Origin of the sequence: Collinsella sp. AM24-1 (genome assembly GCF_003470325.1) — a bacterium.
Classification (GTDB): Bacteria; Actinomycetota; Coriobacteriia; order Coriobacteriales; family Coriobacteriaceae; genus Collinsella.
This window is the reverse complement of record NZ_QRHM01000018.1, coordinates 16801-37184: the sequence shown is the minus strand read 5'-3', so window position 1 is coordinate 37184 and position 20384 is coordinate 16801. Positions and strand designations below refer to the sequence as shown.

Sequence of the window (20384 nt, the reverse complement as noted above, 5' to 3'; positions counted from 1 at the left end):
CATGTCGATCGTTCTGGATATCAAAAAGCGCTATCCCGGGTTTACGCTCGATATGCAGCTTGAGGCTGGAGAGGAGCGCGTGGCGCTGCTGGGCGCCTCGGGGTGCGGCAAGAGCTGTACGCTACGCTGCATTGCCGGTGTGGAGACGCCCGACGAGGGCAAGATCGTCGTCAACGGCGTGACCTTTTTTGATTCGGCGGCGGGCATCAACCTATCGCCCCAGGAGCGTAAATGCGCCCTGCTGTTCCAAAACTATCAGCTGTTTCCCAATATGACGGTGGCCGATAACGTGTGCGCCGGCGTACAGGATGCGGGTGACGTCGCTGCACGCAAAAAGCTCGCCGAGCGCTATCTGGGCATTTTTGGTCTGGCCGATTTTGCCGACCGCTATCCCGCACGCCTCTCGGGTGGTCAGCAGCAGCGCGTGGCGCTTGCGCGCATGGTGGCGGCACACCCGGGCATTTTTATGTTCGACGAGCCCATGAGCGCGCTCGATGCCTACCTTAAGAGCGCGCTCGAGCAGAACATGCTCGACCTGTTCAACGTGTGCAACCGCACCGTGCTCTACGTGAGCCACGATATCGACGAAGCGTGTCGCCTGTGCCAGCGCATTTGCGTGATGCATAACGGGCATGTGGAGGAGATCGGCTCCGTCGAAGATGTGGTCCGCCGGCCGCAAACCTTGGCCGCGCTGCGCTTGACGGGCTGCAAGAACACAAGCCGGGCGTGCAAGATCGGCGACGAAGAAGTTGAGGCTCTCGACTGGGGCATGACCTTTAATGTGGGTCGCGAGGTTCCTGATGATGTGGCGTACCTGGGGATTCGCGCAAGTTACTTCCATGTTGACAACCGTGCCGAGCGGGGTCGTAACAGCTACGACTTACACGTGGCCCGGGTGAGCGATTCGCGTTTTGAACGCCTGGTGCTGTTGGACGTGCCACGTGTCGATGCGCCCACGCGTCTGCAGTGGAAGGTCAACAAGGTGAGCGTGGCTTCCGACGAGCTGCCGCAGGCCGACGAGACCCTGCGCATGCACTTCGATGCCAAGAGAATTCATCTGGTTTGTCGATAATGTGACAAAAGGACAGTCCCCTTGTCACATGCGGGACCTCGGTCGCCTAGAAGCGCGACCGTTTGCCGAATCTAGACTGACAAAACCTTATCAATATGATAAATAATTATCAGAGGGTAGGTTCGGGCATTAGACATCTTGTGCTCCGATGCTGTCGTACGTGTGTCGGCGGTGTTCGTCTGGACGACGACCGCCGGTATAATTGCCTTCGATAAGAAATAGGAGGGTGCGTCGATGTCGCAGATGACATATTCGCGTCGTATTGCGGCGCGCGCCCTGTATATGGCTCGGAGCCGCATATGAGCAGGTATGTTCACGGCTCCGGGAGAGACGACGCACAACTAAATAATCGACCGCAAAGTAGGTTCCCTAAAAATCCGGGTTTGAGCACGGCCGGGCAATCACCGCCCGTCGTGCATCGATACCGCTGTTATCCGTTTTTGGTTCGAGAGGGGAACCGCCATGGCTGAAGAATTCGATTTCCATCCGATGTGGGAGAGCCTCGGCATGAATCTTGCCGACCACGACATGCTGCTGGGCGCCGTGGGCCAGATGTACGGCGATATGTTCTTGACGCAGAACAATCGCGCCAAGTCCACGTCCTACCTGGACTTTGTGGCCACCAACATCCACAGCGGCCGTATTAAGGAGATGCTCGACAAGAAGGAGGCCGGCGAGGCCACCAAGATCGTCGGTTCGTTTTGCGTGTACGTGCCCGAGGAGATTGTGCTCGCCTGCGACGGTATTCCCGTGGGCCTGTGCTCGGGTGCCGATTGGGCAACCGATAAGGTCGAGGAGCATCTGCCGCGCAACACCTGCCCGCTTATCAAGAGCTTTGCCGGCTTTAAGCTGGGCGAGGTCTGCCCCTACATTGAGTCGAGTGACTTGGTGGTAGGCGAGAACACCTGCGATGGCAAGAAGAAGGCCTACGAGTTTTTTGCCACGCAAAAGAACATGTACGTCATGGATATTCCCAACGTACACGACGAGTCGACGCTCGTGACCTGGAAGGCCGAGGTCAAGAAGCTCGCCGCCAAGATCGAGGAAGAGTGCGGCGTCACGATTACGCCTGAACGTCTGAAGGCCGCCATCCACGCCGTCAATGAGAAGCGTCGCGCCCTGCAGCGCCTTGCTGCCACGCGCGCTGCCGACCCAGCGCCCATTAGCGGTCTCGACAGCCTGCTGACCGTTCAGGCCGCCTTTATGGACGACACGCCGCGTCTGACCGGAGCCATCAACGATATGGCGGCCGAGTGTGAGCAGCGTGTCGAGGCCGGAGAGGGCGTGGCGCCCAAGGGAACCAAGCGCATCCTGTACACCGGCACGCCCATGGCCGTGCCCAACTGGAAGCTGTTCAACCTCATCGAGAAGGCCGGCGGCGTTGTGGTGGGCGAGGAGTCCTGCACGGGTTCGCGCTATTACAAGGATTTGGTCGATGAGTCCGGTGAGACGGTTGACGAGATGCTCGATGCTATCGCCGAGCGCTACTTTAAGATCAACTGTGCCGTCTTTACGCCCAACGACCAGCGTATGAAGGACATTGTCCAGATGGCCAAGGACCTGCACGCCGACGGCATCGTCGACGTGGCCCTGCAGTTCTGCACGCTCTACGAGATGGAGTCGTTTGCCGTGGAGAAGGCCGCCGAGGAGGCAGGCATTCCATATATGCACATCACGACCGACTACGCCGGCGAGGATGCAGGCCAACTGCAAACCAGGATTGAGGCTTTCTTGGAAACCATTTAGGGCTATACGTTCCGGCGGCTTCCCCAGGTACCCGATCTTGCCGTTCAAACCGTCGCTTGCGTACCAAAGTGCGCGGAGCTGCTCTTTCACGGCAACCTCGGGCGCCTGGGAAAGCCGTTTCCTTGGTTGGTTAAAAGGTTTAGGAGTTATATGTCGGAAAATATTGAGCAGCCGTTGCCCAGCACGTTTGAGGAGTTCAACGAGCAGCGCAAGGCCGCGTTTATTCGCGTCAAGGATTATAAACAGGCCGGCAATCGCCTGGTCGGCTTTTTGTGCAGCTATACGCCGCTCGAGATTATCGATGCCGCGGGGGCCGCAAGTGTCGCTCTGTGCGGTACGTCCGATGAGGTGATTCCCGAGGCCGAGAAGGTGCTGCCGGCAAACCTGTGCCCGCTCATCAAGTCGACCTACGGTTTTGCCTACTCGCAAAAGTGCCCGTTTACGTACTTTAGCGACATGATCATCGGCGAGACCACCTGCGACGGCAAGAAGAAGATGTACGAGCTACTCAACGAGCTCAAGCGCACGCACATTCTGCATCTTCCGCAGGGTCGCGATCGTGCCTACGAGCGTGAAGGCTGGTACGAGGAGTGCCGCCTACTCAAGGAGGAGCTCGAGAACTTCTACGGCATCACGATTACCGACGATGACCTGCGCGCCGCCGTCCGTCGTCGCAACCGTTTGCGTGCGGCCCAGCTCGAGATGTTTGCGCTGCAGGCTAACCAGCCGGCGGCCATGAGCGGCGTCGACCTGATGAGCACCATGTTTGCCGGTACGTTCAGCTTTGATATCGAGGCCTATACGGATCAGCTGGAGCAAAAGGTTGCCAAGCTGCGCGAGGCCTACGACGCGGGCGAGCGCCCGGTTGCGGCGGATGCCAAGCGCATTCTGATCACCGGCTGCCCGGTGGGCGGCGTGATCAACAAGATAGGCCGTACTATCGAGTCCAATGGCGGCGTGGTCGTGTGCATGGACGACTGCTCGGGTGAGCGCACGGCGGCCATGATGATCGACCCCGATGCTCCCGATATCCTGCGCGCCATCGCCGACCGCTACCTGGATATCAACTGCTCGGTCATGACGCCCAACGACGGTCGTATGGAAAACACGCTGGCCATGTGCGAGAAGTATCATGTCGATGGCGTAGTGGAGAGCGTGCTGCAGGCGTGCCACACCTTTAACGTGGAGAGTGCGCGCATGCAGGAGGCCGTCGAGGGTGCGGGTATTCCGTATATGAAGATCGAGACCGACTACAGCAACGGCGACATGGGCCAGATCGAGACCCGCATCGCCGCCTTCATCGAAACCCTCTAGCTTCCTCAGGCACCGGATCTTGCCCCTCAAACCGTCGCTTGCGTACCAAAGTACGCCGCGCTCCTCTTTCGGGGCAACCTCCGGCACCTGAGAAACCTAGAGCTAAGGCGCCTGAACGCGCCGCTGTCTTTGATGTTTGGATTAGGAGAGAGCCATGATAGGGATCGGGGTCGATATCGGGTCTACGGCGGCTAAGGCTGCTGTGGTCGATGGTGAGGGTTCGGTGGCGTGGACGTGCGTGCAGCCAACCGGGTTCTCCTCGGTCGATGCCGCCGATAGGTTGCGCGAGGCGCTCGCGGCGGCGGGCTTTGACGTTGCATCCGATTCTGCGCGTGTGGTGGCCACGGGTTACGGGCGCGTGGCTGTGCCATACGCCCACAAGGTTGTGACCGAGATTACCTGCCACGGCGCCGGTGCCGTGCGTCTGTTTGGCGATCGCGGCACGGTGATTGACGTGGGCGGCCAGGACACCAAGGTCATTCAGCTTAAAAATGGCCGCGTGGCCAAGTTTGCCATGAACGACAAGTGCGCTGCCGGCACGGGGCGCTTTTTGGAGATCATGGCCGACCGCCTAGGTATTTCTCAACAGCAGATGGCCGACCTGGCGCGTTCCGGCGAGCCTACCAAGATTTCCAGCATGTGCACGGTGTTTGCCGAAAGTGAGGTCATTAGCCTGATCGGTCGCGGTGAGCCGCGCGAGAACATCGCACGTGGCGTGATCGACAGCGTGGTCTCGCGCGTGGCGACCATGGCCGGGCAGGCCGCGGGCGCCCCGTACTACCTGACCGGTGACCTGTGCGAGAACGCCTTCGTGGTGGAGCGGTTGGGCGAGCTGCTGGGGTCGCCGGTGACCACCTCGCCCCAGGCTCGCTTTGCCGGTGCCATCGGCGCGGCGATTCGCGCACAGGCGCTCGATTAATGCATCGGCCGTGGGCCTGCATTCATGCGTATACTGGGAGGAAATGATTGACCGATGAGAGGAGGTATCGATGGCTGACGATCAGATTAAGCTCACGTCTATGACTGCCGCGAGCGGTTGAGCCGCTAAGTTGGCTCCTGGAGCCCTCGCCCAGGTCCTGGGCGACTTACCCAATGTGCATAACGACAACCTGCTCGTGGGGTTCGATACCTCCGACGATGCGAGTGTTTTTCGTGTTGGCGAAAACCTGGGCCTCGTGCAGTCCGTCGACTTCTTCCCGCCGATGGTCGACGACCCGTTCCTGTTTGGTCAGATCGCGGCGGCCAACTCGCTGTCGGACATTTATGCCATGGGTGGACGACCGAGCCATGCCATGAACCTGCTGTGCATTCCCAGTTGCCTGGGCGTCGAGGTCGCAGGTGAGATTCTGGCGGGTGGCGCCGACAAGTGCGTCGAGGCTGGCTGCACCATCGCGGGCGGCCACACCATCAACGACGACGAGCCCAAGTACGGCCTGTCCGTGAGTGGCTTTGTCGCGCTCGACCGCATGCTCGCCAACAGCGGTGCGCGCGTGGGCGATGTCCTACTGCTGACCAAGGCGATCGGCTCGGGCATTATCACCACGGCCATTAAGGGCGTGCTCATCGAGCAGGACGAGGCCGCAGCCATGTTTGACTCGATGCGCACCCTCAACGAGGCCCCGATTCGCCTGGCCGAGGGACTCGAGCTTCACGGCTGCACCGATGTCACGGGCTTTGGCCTGATCGGGCATGCGTGCGAGATGGCCGAGGGCTCGGGCGTGCAGATTGAGCTCGCGTCGGGGGCGGTGCCGCTCTTTGACCAGGTGCTCAATATGGCGCGTCTGGGCATTATCCCTGCCGGCGCCTACCGCAACCAGGATTTCTTTGGCCCGCGCGTGGCGGCCGACGATGACCTGGAGCCGGGAATGCTGGATGCGCTGTACGATCCGCAGACCTCGGGCGGCCTGCTCATCGCAGCGCCTGCTGCCGATGTGGATGAGCTCGCCCGCCGCCTGCATGCCGAAGGTCGCGTTGCCGCCACAATCGGCCGCGTGTGCGAGGCGGTGCCGGGTGGTCCTGCCGTTCACGTTGTGCATTAAGGAAAACCGTTTATGCGACCGTCTACTGTTCTGGGCGGTCCCTTTTGAAAGGATTTGCTATGTCTACCAAAATTGAAGTCAATGCCATGGGCGATGCCTGCCCGCTGCCCGTCGTCAAGACGCTCAAAGCTCTGAAGCAGCTTGATGGCGAGGGTGTTGTCGTGACCTCGGTCGACAACGAGACGGCCGTCAAGAACATCTCCAAGATGGCACAGGAAAAGGGCTGCACGGCCTCGGTCGAGAAGGTCGCCGATGCCGAGTGGCACGTGATCGTGGCGACCGCCGGCGCCGTTGCCGTGGCCGATCCTGAGCAGGACGGCGCCGCTTTCTGCGACGCCAGCGCCGGCAAGGGCAAGCTGGTCGTGGCCGTCTACACCGATTGCATGGGTCGCGGCGACGATGAGCTGGGCCACAAGCTCATGAAGGCCTTTATCTTTGCCGTGACGCAGCAGGAGGAGCTGCCCGCCACGATGCTCTTCTACAACGGCGGCGCCAAACTCACCGTCGAGGGGTCGCCGGTGCTTGACGACCTCAAGGGCCTGGCCGAGCAGGGTGTCGAGATCCTTACCTGCGGCACCTGCCTCGACCACTTTGGCATTAAGGACCAGCTTGCCGTGGGCGATGTCACGAACATGTACGTGATCGTCGAAAAGATGGAGCAGGCCGGCCGCGTCGTGCGTCCGTAGCGCCTGGGTGGGATTGCCATGAGAGAAAAGCGCCCGGCGCTTGTCATCACGTTTCCCACCACGGCGGCCGCCATGGGCTGCGAGTCTCTGTGCCGTGAGCGTGGCCTTCCCGGGCGAACGATTCCCGTACCCGGAGAGGTTGCTGCCGGCTGCGGCCTGGCATGGAAAGCCCTGCCTGAAAATGAACCACTGCTGCGAAGCGAGCTTGCCGCGGCGGACGTTCCCACCGAGGGCTTTACTGTGATCGATATGTGGGAGGTCGTGCGATGATCTACCTGGATAACGCGGCGACGACCATGCACAGACCTCAGGCGGTCATCGATGCCGTGGTGCAGGCGATGTGCTCGCTCGGCAATGCTGGGCGAGGCGCCACGTCGGGTGCGCTCGACGCGGCGCGCACCATCCACAGCTGCCGCACCAAGCTTGCGCGCTTGCTGGGCTGCCCGCGGGTGGACCATATTTGTTTTACGCCCAACTCCACGGCGGCGCTCAACACCGCCATCAACGGCGTGGTGCGCCCCGGCGATCGTGTGGTCACGACGGTGCTCGAACACAACTCCGTGCTGCGTCCGCTCAACCGCCTGGCGGCAGAGCAGGGCGTGACTGTTGAGCATGCGGGCTGCGACGCGAACGGCGTGCTCGACTACGACGAGCTCGAGCAGCTGGTCACGCCGGGCACGCGTGCCGTGGTGGTGACACACGCCTCCAATGTGACCGGCAACGCGGTCGACATTGCACGCGTGGCTGCCATGGCCCATGCGGCCGGCGCGCTTGTGATCGTCGATGCCTCGCAGTCTGCCGGCACGGCGCATATCGATATGCAGGTCATGGGGCTCGACGTGGTGTGCTTTACCGGCCACAAGGGGCTCATGGGCCCGCAGGGGACCGGTGGCCTAGCCGTGGCGGAAGGCATTGACGTGGCTCCTTGGGCCATGGGTGGCACGGGCGTGCGCAGCTTCGATGCGCTGCAGCCGCAAGAGTGGCCCACGCGTCTTGAGGCGGGCACGCTCAACGGTCACGGTATCGCCGGCCTTTCCGCCGGCCTCGACGTTATCGAGGCCCAGGGCGGGGTAGAGGCGATTGCGGCACGCGAACGTGCGCTTGCCGAGCGCTTCCTCGCCGGCGTTCGCGACATTCCCGGCATTGCGCTCTACGGTGCGTTTGACCAGCCCGTGCGCTCGGCGATCGTTTCGCTTAACGTGGGCGATATCGATTCGGCCGAGGTCTCGGACGCGCTCATGCAAGGGTGGGGGATTGCGACGCGCCCCGGCGCCCACTGCGCTCCGCTCATGCACCGCGCACTGGGGACCGAGCGCCAGGGTGTCGTTCGCTTCTCGTTTGGGTATTTCAACACGGACGAGGAAGTCGACACCGCGATTGACGCTCTGCACGATTTAGCCTGCTAAAGCGTATATACTTGCGGGACGGGTCTTTTGCCCGTCCCGTTTTGTTTCGACCCGAAAGGTGGTCCTATGGCATCATCCGCCCCGCGCGGTCTGCGCTCCGACCATGTCCTCACCGTCGGCATCGCCCTGTTCTCGATGCTCTTTGGCGCCGGCAACCTCATTATTCCGCCGCTGCTGGCGCTGCAGGCGGGCTCTGCCACGCCGCTCGCCATGCTCGGCTTTCTGATTGCCGCCATCGGCCTTCCCGTCATGGGCTTTATCGCCGTGGCACTTGCCGGAACGGCGCGCGAGCTTGCCGGTCGTGTGCACCCCAAGTTTGGCGAGTTTTTTGTCGCGGCGGTGTATCTGGCTATCGGTCCGTGTCTGGCCATTCCGCGTACCAGTTCCACGGCCTTCGAGATGCTGGTGCCGCTGCTGCCCGAGGGTGTCTCGCTCGGCACGGCCCGCCTGGTGTTTGCCGTCGCCTTCTTTGCCGTCGCCTTTGTGCTCACGCTGCGCCCGGGTGTCATTACGCGCGTGCTCGGCCGCATTACGGGCCCCGCGCTCATCGCCCTTATCGTATTGGTCGTGGGCGCTGCCGTGGTCTCGCCGCTGGGTTCCGCTGCCGCGCCGCAGGCTCCTTACGATGCCGGTGCCGCCGTGCAGGGCTTTTTGACCGGTTATCAGACCATGGACCTGCTCGCGTCGCTCGCCTTTGGCATCATCATCGCCGAGACCATCCACGAGCTGGGCGTTACCGACGACAAGCGCGTGGCCTTCGAGATTTCGCGCTCCGGCGTGATCGCTGGTGTGCTCATGGCCATCATCTACTGCGGTCTGGCGCTTGCCGGCACGCAGCTGAGCACCGTGATGCCCGATGCCACCAACGGAGCCGCCATCCTCGCCCGCTCGGCCTCCATGCACTTTGGCCTTGCCGGCACGGTCGTGGTCTTTGCGATCTTCTTCCTCGCCTGCATGAACGTATGCATCGGTCTCATCAGCTGCTGCTCGCGTTACTTCTGCGAGACGTATGTGGTCGAAGGGGGAGCAGAGGCTTCCGAGGAGGCCATGCGCCGTCCCTTTGCGATACTCGCCTTTGTGTTCGCGGCGTTTTCGTGCGTGCTCTCAAACGTGGGTCTCGACGTGATCCTCATGTTCTCGGTGCCCATGCTCAACGCCCTGTACCCTGTTGCAATTGTTCTGGTGCTTATGGGCCTAGTGCACGGTTTTTGCGACGCGCATCCGCAGGTGTGGGTCTGGGTCGGCGGCGTTGTCGCGGTGCAGAGCGTGATCACCTCGATCCGCGACGCGTTCTTTGCAGGCGTGTGGCTGCCGTTCGATGCGCTGCCGCTGGCCGACATTGGAGCCGCATGGGCGCCGGTTGCCGTGGTGGCGTTTGTGATTGGCCTGCTCCACAGCCGGTTTGTCGCACATTCGAGGAGCTAGGGTATCGTCGCTTGCACAGGCGGGGAGTCTCCCCTATAATTTCCTTCGCTTTGGGACACGCAAGGTTTAGACCTTAGCTGCTCAACACCTTCGGGACGTGGCGCAGTTTGGTAGCGCGCCTGCTTTGGGAGCAGGATGTCGCAGGTTCAAATCCTGTCGTCCCGACCATATCTTGCGGGCGTAGTTCAATGGTAGAACCCCAGCCTTCCAAGCTGATGACGCGGGTTCGATTCCCGTCGCCCGCTCCAAGTAATTTGCAGGTCAGAGGTACGTTTACTTCTGACCTGTTTTGTTTTGACCGTCCGACGCGGGGCCTTTGCATTGGCAATGCTCGTCCCTGCTGATTAGGAAAGAAGTGACTGACATGGCAGATTTCAAGGCAGAATACCCCATCCCCGACTGCCTGGCGCCTGCCGCAATCGAGACCAAGACCGAGGCCGCCGGCGTTACCAAGGCCAGTCTGCCTGCCTCGAAGGCATTTTTGCTCGCCATGTTCGCCGGCGCGTTCATCGCCTTCGGCGGTCTGTTCTTCACGGTCTTTCTGAGCGATGCGTCCCTTGGCTGGGGCGCTCAGCGCTTTGTGGGCGGCCTGTGCTTTTGCCTGGGACTGGTGCTCGTGCTCATTTGCGGCGCGGAACTGTTTACCGGCAACTCGCTTATGGTCTGCGCGCTCAAGAGCAAAAAGATCACGCTCGTCCAGATGCTCAAGGCTTGGGTCGTTGTGTGGATCGGCAACTTTGCCGGCGCGCTGTTCGTTGTCTTTTTGGTTTACATGGCAGCTATTTATAAGCTCAACGGCGAGGCCGTTGCCAACACCATGGTGAGTGTCGCCGCCGGTAAGGTTTCGATTGACGCCGTCACCATCTTCTTCCGCGGCATTCTGTGCAACATCTTTGTGTGCCTGGCTGTATGGATCGGTACCGCCGGCAAGACCGTGGTCGATAAAGTCGTGGGTATTCTGCTGCCTATCGCCGCCTTTGTGTCATGCGGTTTTGAGCACTGCGTTGCCAACAAGTACTTTTTGCCCATGGGTGCCGTGATGCACGCGTGCGGCTATGGAGCCGATGTCGCCGGCGCCGATGCCCTCAACGCCGCCGGGTTGGCGCTCAACCTTTCGGTCGCCACGCTGGGCAATATCGTAGGTGGCGCCCTGATCGTGGCGCTGGGCTACTGGTTTATCTACGCCAACAAAGAGTCCTAAAGGACCCAACCCATAACCGACCAAAAAGGGACAGGTTTATTTTGGCAGGTTTTGGACGAGGCGCTTCGCCGTCTTGTCGCGAGCTGCCATAATGGACCTGTCCCTTTTGTATTCGCGTCGTCACATTTTGGCCGATGACGACCAAGAGGGGCCTGCTTTTTATTGATTATGTCGAAGGGCTTTCCATGAGCGACTGCGAATCCATGCCTGCCGAGGTGCGCGACCGCCTGCGCTCCATTCCCGCCGTGCACGAGCTGCTGGCCGAGTGGCCGGTCATGAAGGCTGCCGGCGATGCGGGCGACACGTTGGTGCGCGAGGCGATTGACGCCGAGCTCGATGCCGAGCGCGCGGCGATTCGCTCTGGCGCCCCCGCTAGGAATAAGCGCGAGCTCGCCTTGGCTATCGAGCGGCGGTGCCACCGCCTGTCGCTGCCGACCCTGCGCCCTGCCGTTAACGCGACGGGCGTTGTGATTCACACCAACCTGGGCCGCGCTCCGCTCGCGCCCGCGGCGGTGCGGGCGGTGACCGATGTCGCTCGCGGCTACAGCACGCTTGAGTATGACGTCTCAACCTGCGCTCGCGGGGGCCGCAAAGAGCATGCCGCGCGTCTGCTGCGCACGCTCACGGGGGCGCAGGACGCCCTGGTCGTCAACAATAACGCCGCGGCGGTGCTGCTGGTGCTTGCCGCGCATGCGTGCGGCAAAGAGGTCATCGTGAGTCGCGGCGAGCTGGTCGAGGTGGGCGGTAGCTTCCGCATTCCCGACATCATGGCGGCCTCGGGCGCCAAGCTTGTCGAGGTGGGCTCGACCAACCGCACGCATCTGGATGATTATCGAAGCGCCATCACGCCCAACACGGCGATGATCCTGAAGGTTCATCCTTCCAACTACCGCATCGAGGGCTTCCACGAGGAGGTTTCCGTGGCGGAGCTTTCTGCGCTGGCGCATGAGCACGGGCTTTTGCTTTACGAGGACCAAGGCTCGGGTGCTTTGCTTGCAGACGGGGTGCTCGCCGATGCGGGGGAGAAGTCCACGTCCGCCTCGCTTTGCGCCGGCGCTGACCTTGTCTCGTGCTCGGGCGACAAGCTACTCGGTGCTTCGCAGGCGGGCATTATTCTCGGCAGCGACCAGGCGATTGCCACTTGTGCCTCGCATCCGCTGATGCGCGCGCTTCGCCCCGGCAAGCTCACGCTCGCGGCCCTCGAGGCCACCCTGCGCCTGTATGTGGCCGGTTCCGATACGGCACATCGGGAGATTCCGGTGCTCAACATGCTATCCGGCGCGCCGGCTCCGCTCGAGCGTCAGGCCAAGCGCCTGCGCGACCGCATGCTGCGTAAACTTCGCGAGGCTCAGTGCGAGGAGGCGGTGGAATTGCAGGTTGTCGAGGGCGCCTCTGCCCCCGGCGGCGGCTCGCTGCCGACCGTCGAGCTCCCAACATTTTGCGTTGCCGTCTGTCCCGCCGATGGGCGCCTGTCCGCCGATGGCCTAAAGCGCGCCATGGTTCAAGAACCCGATACGCCGGTTGTGACGCGCGTGCAGCGCGACCAGGTGCTGTTTGACGTCCGCACGCTTTTGCACGATACCGACCTTGACCTGTGTGCGTCTGCGTTGACGGATGCCGTGCGGGCGGGTTTGCGTCGATGACGGCGCGTGAGCTTGTCGAATGTCCCGTTGTCGTTGGAACGGCGGGACACGTTGACCATGGAAAGTCGGCCCTCATCGAGGCGCTGACCGGAAAAAATCCCGACCGTCTGGAGGTCGAGAAGCGCCGCGGTATGACCACGGAGCTCGGTTTTGGAGAGTTGGCGCTGCCGAGCGGCAAGATTGTCGGCCTGGTCGATGTGCCCGGTCATGCGCACTACCTGCGCGCGATGGTGCAGGGCGCCACGGGCATCGACGTGGCAGTGCTGGTGGTTTCTGCCGTTGAGGGCGTGATGCTGCAGACGCGCGAGCACGTGCACGTTCTCGAGTTGTTGGGCGTGACGCGCATGGTCGTCGCGCTCACCATGCGCGACCTGGCCGACGACGAGACGGCGGAGCTCGCCGAGCTCGATGTGATGGATTTCCTTTCGGGCACCGTGTTCTCCGATGCCCCCGTGGTCCCCGTGTCGTCGCGCACGGGCGAGGGCGTCGAGGACGTGCGCGGGGCGATCGATGCCGCGATCGACGCGTTTCTGGCTGAATCCGCCGAGCGCTCCGAGCGCCCCGGCTTGGCCCCGCGTCTGCCCATCGACCGCTGCTTTTCCATCAAGGGCTCGGGCACCGTCGTCACGGGAACGCTTCACGACGCCCCCATCATGGTGGGCGACGAGCTTGTCTCGAGCCCGGCGGGCGTGCGCTGTCGCGTGCGCGCGATTCAGGTGCACGGCGACACGCCGCGCGCGCTTCCCGGCCAGCGCGTCGCCCTCAACATCGTGGGCGACGGGGTCGATGTCCTGCCCCGCGGCGAGGTCGTCTGCGGACCGAGCGCCGAGGGCTCGACGCTTAGGCTTATCGCGCGCTTCACCTATCTGGGGCGCGAGGGCGCCAAGCCCGTGCCCTTCGAGTCCGGCGCGCGCGTCCACGTGATGGCGGGCACGGCCGAGGTCATCGGGCGCATCATGCTCATGGAGGGCGAGGGACCCATTGAGGCCGGCGAGACCCGCATCGTACAGGTCCGCCTGGAGGAGCGTCTTCCCGTGCGCTCGGGCGACGGCCTCATCGTGCTCGCGTTCTCGCCGGTGGTGCTTATCGGCGGCGGACGCGTGCTGCTTTCGCAGTGCCGCCGCTCGCGCGAGCTCACGGATGCTGAGCGCTCGCTTCTCGCGGCTCTCGATGCGGGCGACCTCGCATCGACCGTCGCCGCGTGGCTCGGTATCCAGCGCCTGCCCGTGCCGGCAGCCGATGTCGCCCGTGCGATCGATCTTTCCGGTGCCGAGGCCGTAAGGCTCCTGCTCGCCGCGGTGGCGTCGGGCGATGCGGTCGCCCTTCATCCGGAGCACTCGACCGAGGAGCTCTATGCCGCCCCCGCCGTGCTCGATGCCGCCCTCACCGCGCTCGCCGACACGCTTGCCGCCATGCATGAGGCCGCGCCCAAGCAGACGGGTTTCACGCCGGGCGAGGTTGTGCATGTCGCCTGGCCGAAAGCGGGCGAAGATGTCGCCTCCGCGCTCATCCTCGAGGGCTGTGCGCGCGGCATCTGCGCCATCGACGGTGCCGAGGTCTTCGACTCGCATTCCGCCGCTGCGGCGTTACGCGTGGTGCGCGAGGCTAGCCATCGCATTGTGGCCCTGCTGGATGAGGCCGGCCTCGACGCGCCGACGCTGCCCGAGCTGGGACAGCAGTTGCAACTCGATCGCGACACCATGACGCGTGCGCTGCGCGAGCTTTCGCTCAACCACTCGATCGTTAAGGTCGAGCACGACGTTGCCTTGTCCGCCGCCGCCGAGGCCCATGCGCGTGAGGTTGTTTTTGCGGCTATCGAGGCTGCCGGCGGCGCTACCACCACGAGTGTATTGCGCGAGGCCTTGGGTGTGTCGCGCAAGCGAGCGATCAGCATCTTGGAGCACCTGGATGCCGTGCGCTTTACCGCACTCGACAAGGATGCCGGCGGCCTAAGATCGCTGCGTTAGGGGCTTTGCATCGCTGCCCTGGTCCTCCTTGCAGTTGCGGGCTGTTCGGTTTGGTAAAATACCGCCACGCTTGGGAACGGATGGGCTCCGGTGGGCCCCGCGGTCCTCAAAACCGTTGCGAGGCGTGCAAAACGTCTTGGATGTGTTCGATTCACATACGTTCCCGCCAACGTATCTCGCCAAAACCACCACAAAGGTGCCTGTCCCCTTTGTGGTGGTTTTGAAACGTGCGGGAAACAGCTTCGAAACACGCAACTTGCACGTCAGGCGCTCAAAAACGCATCTACCTGCATCGTAATCAAAATGAAACATCCGCCCGCGGTCTTATTCGTAACTTTGCGGCAACAGTGCGATATTATCCATACTCGATAAAGCTCGCGGCGCATAGGGTGCCGCGACCGACACTTTTCTTTCCCATCATTGGAGGAAGCATGAGCTACACGCAGAAAGTTCTCGACGAGCTCAAGGCCCGCTATCCCGAGCAGCCTGAGTTCATCCAGGCCGCGACCGAGATCCTCGGCACCATCCAGCCGGCGCTCGACGCCCACCCCGAGTACGAGGAGGCCGCCCTGCTTGAGCGCCTCGTCGAGCCCGAGCGCATCGTCATGTTCCGTGTTCCCTGGGTCGACGACCAGGGCAAGGTTCAGGTCAACCGCGGTTACCGCGTCGAGTTCAACTCTGCCATTGGACCCTACAAGGGCGGCCTGCGCTTTAATCCGACGGTCACCCTGGGCATGCTTAAGTTCCTGGGCCTGGAGCAGATCCTCAAGAACAGCCTGACCACCCTTCCCATGGGCGGCGGCAAGGGCGGCTCCGACTTTGACCCCAAGGGCAAGTCCAACAACGAGATCATGCACTTCTGCCAGTCCTTCATGACCGAGCTCTATCGTCACATCGGCCCCAACACCGACGTTCCCGCCGGCGACCTGGGCGTTGGCGGCCGCGAGGTTGCCTACATGTTCGGTCAGTACAAGCGCCTGACCAACGAGTGGACCGGCGTCCTCACCGGCAAGGGCCTCTCCTTTGGCGGCTCGCTCGCCCGTACCGAGGCCACTGGCTACGGCCTGGTCTACTTTGTGGACGAGTACCTCAAGAGCCGCGGCGACTCCTTCGAGGGCAAGAACGTCGTCGTTCACGGCTCCGGTAACGTTGCCATCTACGCCGTCCAGAAGGTTTCCCAGCTCGGCGGCAAGGTGCTGGCCTGCTCCGATACCCACGGCTGGGTCGAGGATCCCGACGGCATCGACTACTCCGTGCTCGAGCACGTCTACAACCAGAAGCGCTCTGGCCACGACAAGGGCGTCACGCTCGCCATGTACGTTGACGAGAAGCCCAACGCCGTGTGGCACGAGGGCGACGGCCGCGGCGTGTGGCAGCTGCCCTGCGACATCGCGCTGCCCTGCGCTCGCGAGAACACGCTGCTGTTCGAGGACGCCCAGGCGCTCGTCGCCAACGGCTGCAAGGTGGTCGGCGAGGGCGCAAACATGCCCACGACCATCGAGGCCACGACCTACTTCCAGGAGAACGGCGTCGCCTTTATGCCCGGTAAGGCTGCCAACGCCGGCGGCGTGCTCGTGTCCGGCCTCGAGATGAGCCAGAACGCCGAGCACCTGTCCTGGACCTTCGAGGAGGTCGACGGCAAGCTCGAGCAGCTCATGCGCGGCATGTTCCACAACGTGGACGACACCGCCAAGGAGTATGGCCAGGAGGGCAACTTTGTCATGGGCGCCAACATCGCCGGCTTCCTGAAGGTCGCCGACGCCATGCTCGCCCAGGGCGTCTGCTAAATCTTCGCTCGATATAGCATCGCAGAAGGCTCCCAGCCATTCCGGTTGGGAGCCTTTTTCTATGGTGGCGAGGGCTGTGCGCCCTCCTTTGGTACACTTAGAAGTACTGGACAAGTGAAGAGATGGGGGAGAACGTGCTCAAGTTCGGTACCTACGTCCGTGTTGGAAACGCGGCCGAAGCCTATGAGCTCTTGCAGAAGAACCGCAACAACAGGATTGTGGGCGGCGGCATCTGGATGCGCCTGGGTTCGCGTCGTGTGGCGACGGCGATTGACCTTTCGGCCTGCGGACTCGATCAGATCGAGGAGACCGAGACCGAGTTTCGCATCGGTGCCATGTGCACCCTGCGCCAGCTCGAGCGCCATGCCGAGCTCAACGCGCTTGTCAACCATGTCTTTGAGTTCGCCGTCCACGACATCGTGGGCGTTCAGCTGCGCAACACCGCCACGGTGGGCGGCAGCATCTACGGTCGCTTCGGTTTCTCGGACGTGCTCTCGGCCTTTTTGGCGCTCGATTCGTATGTTGAGCTGACGGGTGCCGGCCGCGTGCCGCTCGCCGAGTTCGTGGACATGGGCTACGTGCGCGACGTGATCGAGCACGTCGTGGTCGTTAAGCACGACTACCGCGCGAGCTATGAGGCCGTGCGCAAGGCCGCGACCGACTTCCCCTCCTTAAACGTTACCGCCGCCTGGTGGGACAACAGCTGGCATGTTACCGTGGGCGCCCGTCCGCTGCGCGCGACCCTGCTGCAGGGCGAGGCGTGCGGCCTTGTCGGCGAGCAGCCCTCCGAGGACGAGCTGCGCGCCCTGGCCGCGTCCGTGCGCGCGCTGAGCTACGGCACCAACCTGTGGGGCTCGGCCGAGTACCGCCGTCGCATCTCGGCACCGCTTGCCGTCCAGGCCGTGCGCCGCGCCGCCGGCATCGAGCTTTCGGCCGCGCTTGCCCGCGAGCTCGAGGGCGTGCAGATTCCTAAGTTTGCCACGGACGAGTATTCCTGCCGCCGCGTGCCCGGCGTCGATTCTAGCGAGGTGCGCTAATGGCTGCCAAACTCATCGATCTTTCCTTTACGCTCAACGGCCGCAAGGTCAAGGTTCAGATTGCCCCCGACACCATGCTCTTTTCGCTTTTGCGTGAGCAGGGCTGCGCGTCGGTGCGCTGCGCCTGCGAGACCACCAACTGCGGTCTGTGCACGGTGTGGCTCGACGGCGACCCGGTGCTGAGCTGCTCGGTTCCCGCCGCCCGTGTAGAGGGCCACACCATCACCACGCTTGAGGGCCTTAAGGCCGAATCCGAGGCACTCGCCCGCGCGATGGCTGCCGAAGGCGCTGAGCAGTGCGGTTTTTGCGCCCCCGGCCTCATCATGAACGTGCTGGCGCTCGCCCGCGCCGCCAAGGAGGACCCGAGCCTCGTCGCTACGCGCGAGGAACTCTCGCGCCAGCTCGCCGGCAACCTCTGCCGCTGCAGCGGCTACGAGAGCCAGCTGCGCGCCATCGTCCGCTTCCTTAACGAGTCCGGCGTGCAGGTGGGCTTCGAGATGCCCGAGCTGCCGGTCAACGACACCAGCTCTGACGGCGTCTCCTACAAGCAGATTACCCACAAGCAGCCCAAGAAGGACTCGAAGGCCCTGCTTGAGGGCCGTCCCGTCTACACGGGCGATATGGTGCCCGCCGGTGCGCTCATCGTTAAGCTCAAGCGCAGCCCGTATGCGCGCGCCAAGATCCGCTCCATCGATACGTCGCGCGCCCTGAAGGTGCCCGGCGTGGTGGGCGTTTACACCTACGAGGATGTGCCCAAGCGCCGCTTTACCATCGCCGGCCAGAGCTATCCGCAGCCGAGTCCCTACGACCGCCTGATTCTCGAGAACCTCGTGCGTTACCAAAACGAGGAGGTGGCGATCGTCGCTGCCGAGACCGAGGAGGCCGCCGACAAGGCGCTCAAGCTCATCAAGGTCGACTATGAGGTGCTCGAGCCCTTGCTCGACTTTACCCAGGCACTCGATAACGACATCGTGGTTCACCCCGAGGGCGACGTGACCTTTATGTTCCCGCAGGGCGGCGACGTTGCTCGCAACCTGGTGTGCAGCGGTACCAGCGATTATGGCGACCTTGACGAGGCGTTTGCCCAGAGCGACATCGTCTTCACCCGCACCTACACTAGCCAGGCCACGCAGACTGCGCCCATGGAGACCTTCCGTGCCTTCGCGACGACCGACGCGTTCGGCCGCATCTCGGTGACCACCTCCACGCAGGTGCCCTTCCACGTGCGCCGCATGGTCGCGCAGTCGCTCGACATTCCGCAGTCGCAGGTGCAGGTCATTAAACCGCGCATCGGCGGCGGCTTTGGCTCCAAGCAGACGGGCTGCTGCGAGATCTTCGTTGCGTTCGTGACCCAGCAGACTGGCCGTCCGAGCTACTGCTGCTACACCCGCGAGGAGACTATCACCGCGGGTAACTCGCGCCACCAGATGCAGATGACCGTTAAGCTGGGCGCCATGAACGACGGCACCATCACGGCCATCGACTTGCACACGCTGTCCAACGCGGGCGCGTACGGCGAGCACGCCACCACGACGATCGGGCTTTCGGGCCATAAGAGCCTGCCCATCTACAACCATGTGAAGGCGAGCCGCTTTAGGTGGGACGCCGTCTACACCAACACCAACCGCGGCGGCGCGTATCGCGGCTACGGTGCCACCCAGGGCCAGTTTGCCGTGGAGAGTGCCGTCAACGAGCTCGCCGACATGCTGCACATGGACCCCGCCGACCTGCGCCTTAAGAACATCGTGCGCGAGGGCGAGGTCATGCCGCAGTACTACAACGAAAAGCTCAACGCCTGCGCGCTCGACCGCTGCCTGCTGCGCGCGATGGACATGATCGGTTGGCGCGACAAGCCGCTGGCCGTGGACCTGGGCGACCGCGTGCGCGCCCTGGGCTGCGCGCTCACCATGCAGGGCTCGGGTATTTCCAACGTGGACATCGCCGGCATCGACATGCGCCTGGAAGAGGACGGCTTCATTACCATCGGTACCGGCGCCACCGATAACGGCATGGGCGTCGACACGATCCTGGCGCAGATTGCCGCCGAGGAGCTGGGTGTGGAGAGCTCTCTCATTGTGGTTCGTGGCGTGGATACCGATGTATCGCCCTTCGACGCCGGCTCGTACGCGAGCTCGGGTACGTACGTGACGGGCCTGGCCGCCAAGAATGCCGCGACCGAGCTGCGCAAGAAGATTTGCGCCAAGGCCGCCCAGATGTGGGACGTGGATGCCGCCGATGTGGTCTTTGATGGCCAGTACGTGCGCCTGTCCGACGAGCGCGCCGCCCGCGAGCGCGGTCGCTACCTCACGCTGCGCGACTTTGCCAACCTGTGCGTTAAGAACATCGAGGGCGGCGACGCGCTGACCTCGCATGCCTCTGCCAGCCTGCCCGTTTCGCCCCCGCCGTTTATGGCCGGCATTGCCGAGGTCGAGGTCGACAAGGCAACCGGCAAGGTGACCGTGGTGGATTACGCCGCGGCCGTCGACTGCGGCACCGTGATCAACGAGGCGCTCGCGCGCGTCCAGGCCGAGGGCGGCATTGCCCAGGGTATCGGTCACGCGCTCTACGAGATTGTCGAGCACGACGACCGCGGCCGTCTGCGTACCGGCAACTTTATGAGCTACAAGCTGCCCACGCGCCTGGATATCGGCAGCATCCGCGTGGCCTTTGAGCCGAGCTATGAGCCGACGGGCCCGTTTGGCGCCAAATCGATCGGCGAGGTCGTCATCAACACGCCGCTCGCCGCCGTGGCCTCGGCCGTGGCACACGCCACCGGCCACCAGGTCCGCTCGCTGCCCATCACGCCCGAGAAGGCCCTGCTGGGGGAGTAGCGGGTCAGCGAATAAGTCGTAATTGGCGGGGTGGGGCAACTCGCCCCGCCTTTTGCACTCGTGGTGAGGTCGTGAGCCTGTAAAAGGTGTGCGTGCGCTTGCCGTTCGTATCTGCTATCATTCCTAGTCTGTGCGCTCATGCGGGCGTGGCGGAATTGGTAGACGCGCCAGATTTAGGTTCTGGTGGGATTCCCGTGAAGGTTCGAGTCCTTTCGCCCGCACCAACGCAT

General features: G+C 63.1%; 15 protein-coding genes and 4 tRNA genes. All 19 read left to right on the top strand.

Translation table 11 applies throughout. The features are described from left to right. Position 1 precedes the first annotated feature (1 nt). The 19 genes from DW661_RS07560 to DW661_RS07475 all read left to right on the top strand — a co-directional run bounded on the left by DW661_RS07560 (position 2) and on the right by DW661_RS07475 (position 20378). A complete protein-coding gene (locus tag DW661_RS07560) occupies positions 2-1072 on the top strand; it encodes a sulfate/molybdate ABC transporter ATP-binding protein (protein ID WP_118935264.1) in 1071 nt (356 codons plus the stop codon). A 462-nt stretch (positions 1073-1534) separates the two neighbouring features. Continuing rightward, positions 1535-2818 carry a double-cubane-cluster-containing anaerobic reductase gene (locus DW661_RS07555; protein WP_117639207.1) on the top strand — a complete coding sequence of 428 codons (1284 nt, stop codon included), beginning with the start codon at positions 1535-1537 and terminating at the stop codon, positions 2816-2818. Positions 2819-2968: 150 nt separating this feature from the next. Next, on the top strand, positions 2969-4132 hold the full coding sequence (locus tag DW661_RS07550) for a double-cubane-cluster-containing anaerobic reductase (protein ID WP_117639209.1): 1164 nt from the start codon (positions 2969-2971) through the stop codon (positions 4130-4132). A 154-nt stretch (positions 4133-4286) separates the two neighbouring features. Beyond that, positions 4287-5051 (top strand): acyl-CoA dehydratase activase, encoded by a 765-nt coding sequence (locus DW661_RS07545; protein WP_118935262.1) that lies wholly within the window; start codon positions 4287-4289, stop codon positions 5049-5051. Between the two features lie 70 nt (positions 5052-5121). Continuing rightward, positions 5122-6171 (top strand): selenide, water dikinase SelD, encoded by a 1050-nt coding sequence (gene selD / locus DW661_RS07540; protein WP_117637559.1) that lies wholly within the window; start codon positions 5122-5124, stop codon positions 6169-6171. Between the two features lie 59 nt (positions 6172-6230). Continuing rightward, positions 6231-6857, top strand: coding sequence for a sulfurtransferase-like selenium metabolism protein YedF (gene yedF, locus DW661_RS07535; protein WP_117637560.1), 627 nt, complete (start codon positions 6231-6233; stop codon positions 6855-6857). Between the two features lie 18 nt (positions 6858-6875). Continuing rightward, on the top strand, positions 6876-7127 hold the full coding sequence (locus DW661_RS07530; protein WP_117629429.1) for a DUF3343 domain-containing protein: 252 nt from the start codon (positions 6876-6878) through the stop codon (positions 7125-7127). After that, the gene (locus DW661_RS07525; protein ID WP_117798174.1) at positions 7124-8263 is read left to right on the top strand and encodes an aminotransferase class V-fold PLP-dependent enzyme; all 1140 of its coding nucleotides are present in this window, start codon (positions 7124-7126) and stop codon (positions 8261-8263) included. The genes DW661_RS07530 and DW661_RS07525 overlap by 4 nt, the downstream gene beginning before the upstream one ends. A 66-nt stretch (positions 8264-8329) precedes the next feature. Further along, on the top strand, positions 8330-9688 hold the full coding sequence (gene brnQ / locus DW661_RS07520; protein WP_117629431.1) for a branched-chain amino acid transport system II carrier protein: 1359 nt from the start codon (positions 8330-8332) through the stop codon (positions 9686-9688). A 91-nt stretch (positions 9689-9779) separates the two neighbouring features. After that, positions 9780-9856: transfer RNA gene (locus DW661_RS07515), tRNA-Pro, on the top strand. Between the two features lie 6 nt (positions 9857-9862). Continuing rightward, positions 9863-9936: transfer RNA gene (locus DW661_RS07510), tRNA-Gly, on the top strand. Between the two features lie 116 nt (positions 9937-10052). After that, positions 10053-10889 carry a formate/nitrite transporter family protein gene (locus DW661_RS07505; protein WP_118935260.1) on the top strand — a complete coding sequence of 279 codons (837 nt, stop codon included), beginning with the start codon at positions 10053-10055 and terminating at the stop codon, positions 10887-10889. Between the two features lie 185 nt (positions 10890-11074). Then, entirely contained in the window at positions 11075-12532 is a 1458-nt protein-coding gene (selA, locus tag DW661_RS07500) for an L-seryl-tRNA(Sec) selenium transferase (RefSeq protein ID WP_117876828.1), read from the top strand. Next, the gene (gene selB, locus DW661_RS07495) at positions 12529-14499 is read left to right on the top strand and encodes a selenocysteine-specific translation elongation factor (protein WP_118267505.1); all 1971 of its coding nucleotides are present in this window, start codon (positions 12529-12531) and stop codon (positions 14497-14499) included. Before selA ends, selB begins: the two co-directional genes overlap by 4 nt. Before the next feature lie 72 nt (positions 14500-14571). After that, positions 14572-14668, top strand: a tRNA-Sec gene (locus DW661_RS10160). A gap of 262 nt (positions 14669-14930) precedes the next feature. Then, positions 14931-16286 (top strand): NADP-specific glutamate dehydrogenase, encoded by a 1356-nt coding sequence (gdhA, locus tag DW661_RS07490; protein WP_118935258.1) that lies wholly within the window; start codon positions 14931-14933, stop codon positions 16284-16286. A 134-nt stretch (positions 16287-16420) separates the two neighbouring features. Beyond that, positions 16421-17323, top strand: a complete 903-nt coding sequence (locus DW661_RS07485; RefSeq protein ID WP_199584869.1) for a xanthine dehydrogenase family protein subunit M — start codon at positions 16421-16423, stop codon at positions 17321-17323. Then, positions 17323-20154: a molybdopterin cofactor-binding domain-containing protein gene (locus DW661_RS07480; RefSeq protein WP_118935254.1), complete on the top strand. Its 2832-nt coding sequence runs from the start codon at positions 17323-17325 to the stop codon at positions 20152-20154. Before DW661_RS07485 ends, DW661_RS07480 begins: the two co-directional genes overlap by 1 nt. Before the next feature lie 140 nt (positions 20155-20294). Then, positions 20295-20378: transfer RNA gene (locus DW661_RS07475), tRNA-Leu, on the top strand. The last annotated feature ends 6 nt before the right edge of the window (positions 20379-20384 follow it).

What these genes read in the sequence shown, in the direction of transcription:
- DW661_RS07550 (WP_117639209.1), top strand. Translation starts at nt 2,969, where the DNA reads ATGTCGGAAAATATTGAGCAGCCGTTGCCCAGCACGTTTGAGGAGTTC.
- DW661_RS07505 (WP_118935260.1), top strand. Translation starts at nt 10,053, where the DNA reads ATGGCAGATTTCAAGGCAGAATACCCCATCCCCGACTGCCTGGCGCCT.
- selB (WP_118267505.1), top strand. Translation starts at nt 12,529, where the DNA reads ATGACGGCGCGTGAGCTTGTCGAATGTCCCGTTGTCGTTGGAACGGCG.
- DW661_RS07525 (WP_117798174.1), top strand. Translation starts at nt 7,124, where the DNA reads ATGATCTACCTGGATAACGCGGCGACGACCATGCACAGACCTCAGGCG.
- DW661_RS07555 (WP_117639207.1), top strand. Translation starts at nt 1,535, where the DNA reads ATGGCTGAAGAATTCGATTTCCATCCGATGTGGGAGAGCCTCGGCATG.
- gdhA (WP_118935258.1), top strand. Translation starts at nt 14,931, where the DNA reads ATGAGCTACACGCAGAAAGTTCTCGACGAGCTCAAGGCCCGCTATCCC.
- DW661_RS07560 (WP_118935264.1), top strand. Translation starts at nt 2, where the DNA reads ATGTCGATCGTTCTGGATATCAAAAAGCGCTATCCCGGGTTTACGCTC.
- DW661_RS07530 (WP_117629429.1), top strand. Translation starts at nt 6,876, where the DNA reads ATGAGAGAAAAGCGCCCGGCGCTTGTCATCACGTTTCCCACCACGGCG.
- brnQ (WP_117629431.1), top strand. Translation starts at nt 8,330, where the DNA reads ATGGCATCATCCGCCCCGCGCGGTCTGCGCTCCGACCATGTCCTCACC.
- yedF (WP_117637560.1), top strand. Translation starts at nt 6,231, where the DNA reads ATGTCTACCAAAATTGAAGTCAATGCCATGGGCGATGCCTGCCCGCTG.
- selA (WP_117876828.1), top strand. Translation starts at nt 11,075, where the DNA reads ATGAGCGACTGCGAATCCATGCCTGCCGAGGTGCGCGACCGCCTGCGC.
- DW661_RS07545 (WP_118935262.1), top strand. Translation starts at nt 4,287, where the DNA reads ATGATAGGGATCGGGGTCGATATCGGGTCTACGGCGGCTAAGGCTGCT.
- DW661_RS07480 (WP_118935254.1), top strand. Translation starts at nt 17,323, where the DNA reads ATGGCTGCCAAACTCATCGATCTTTCCTTTACGCTCAACGGCCGCAAG.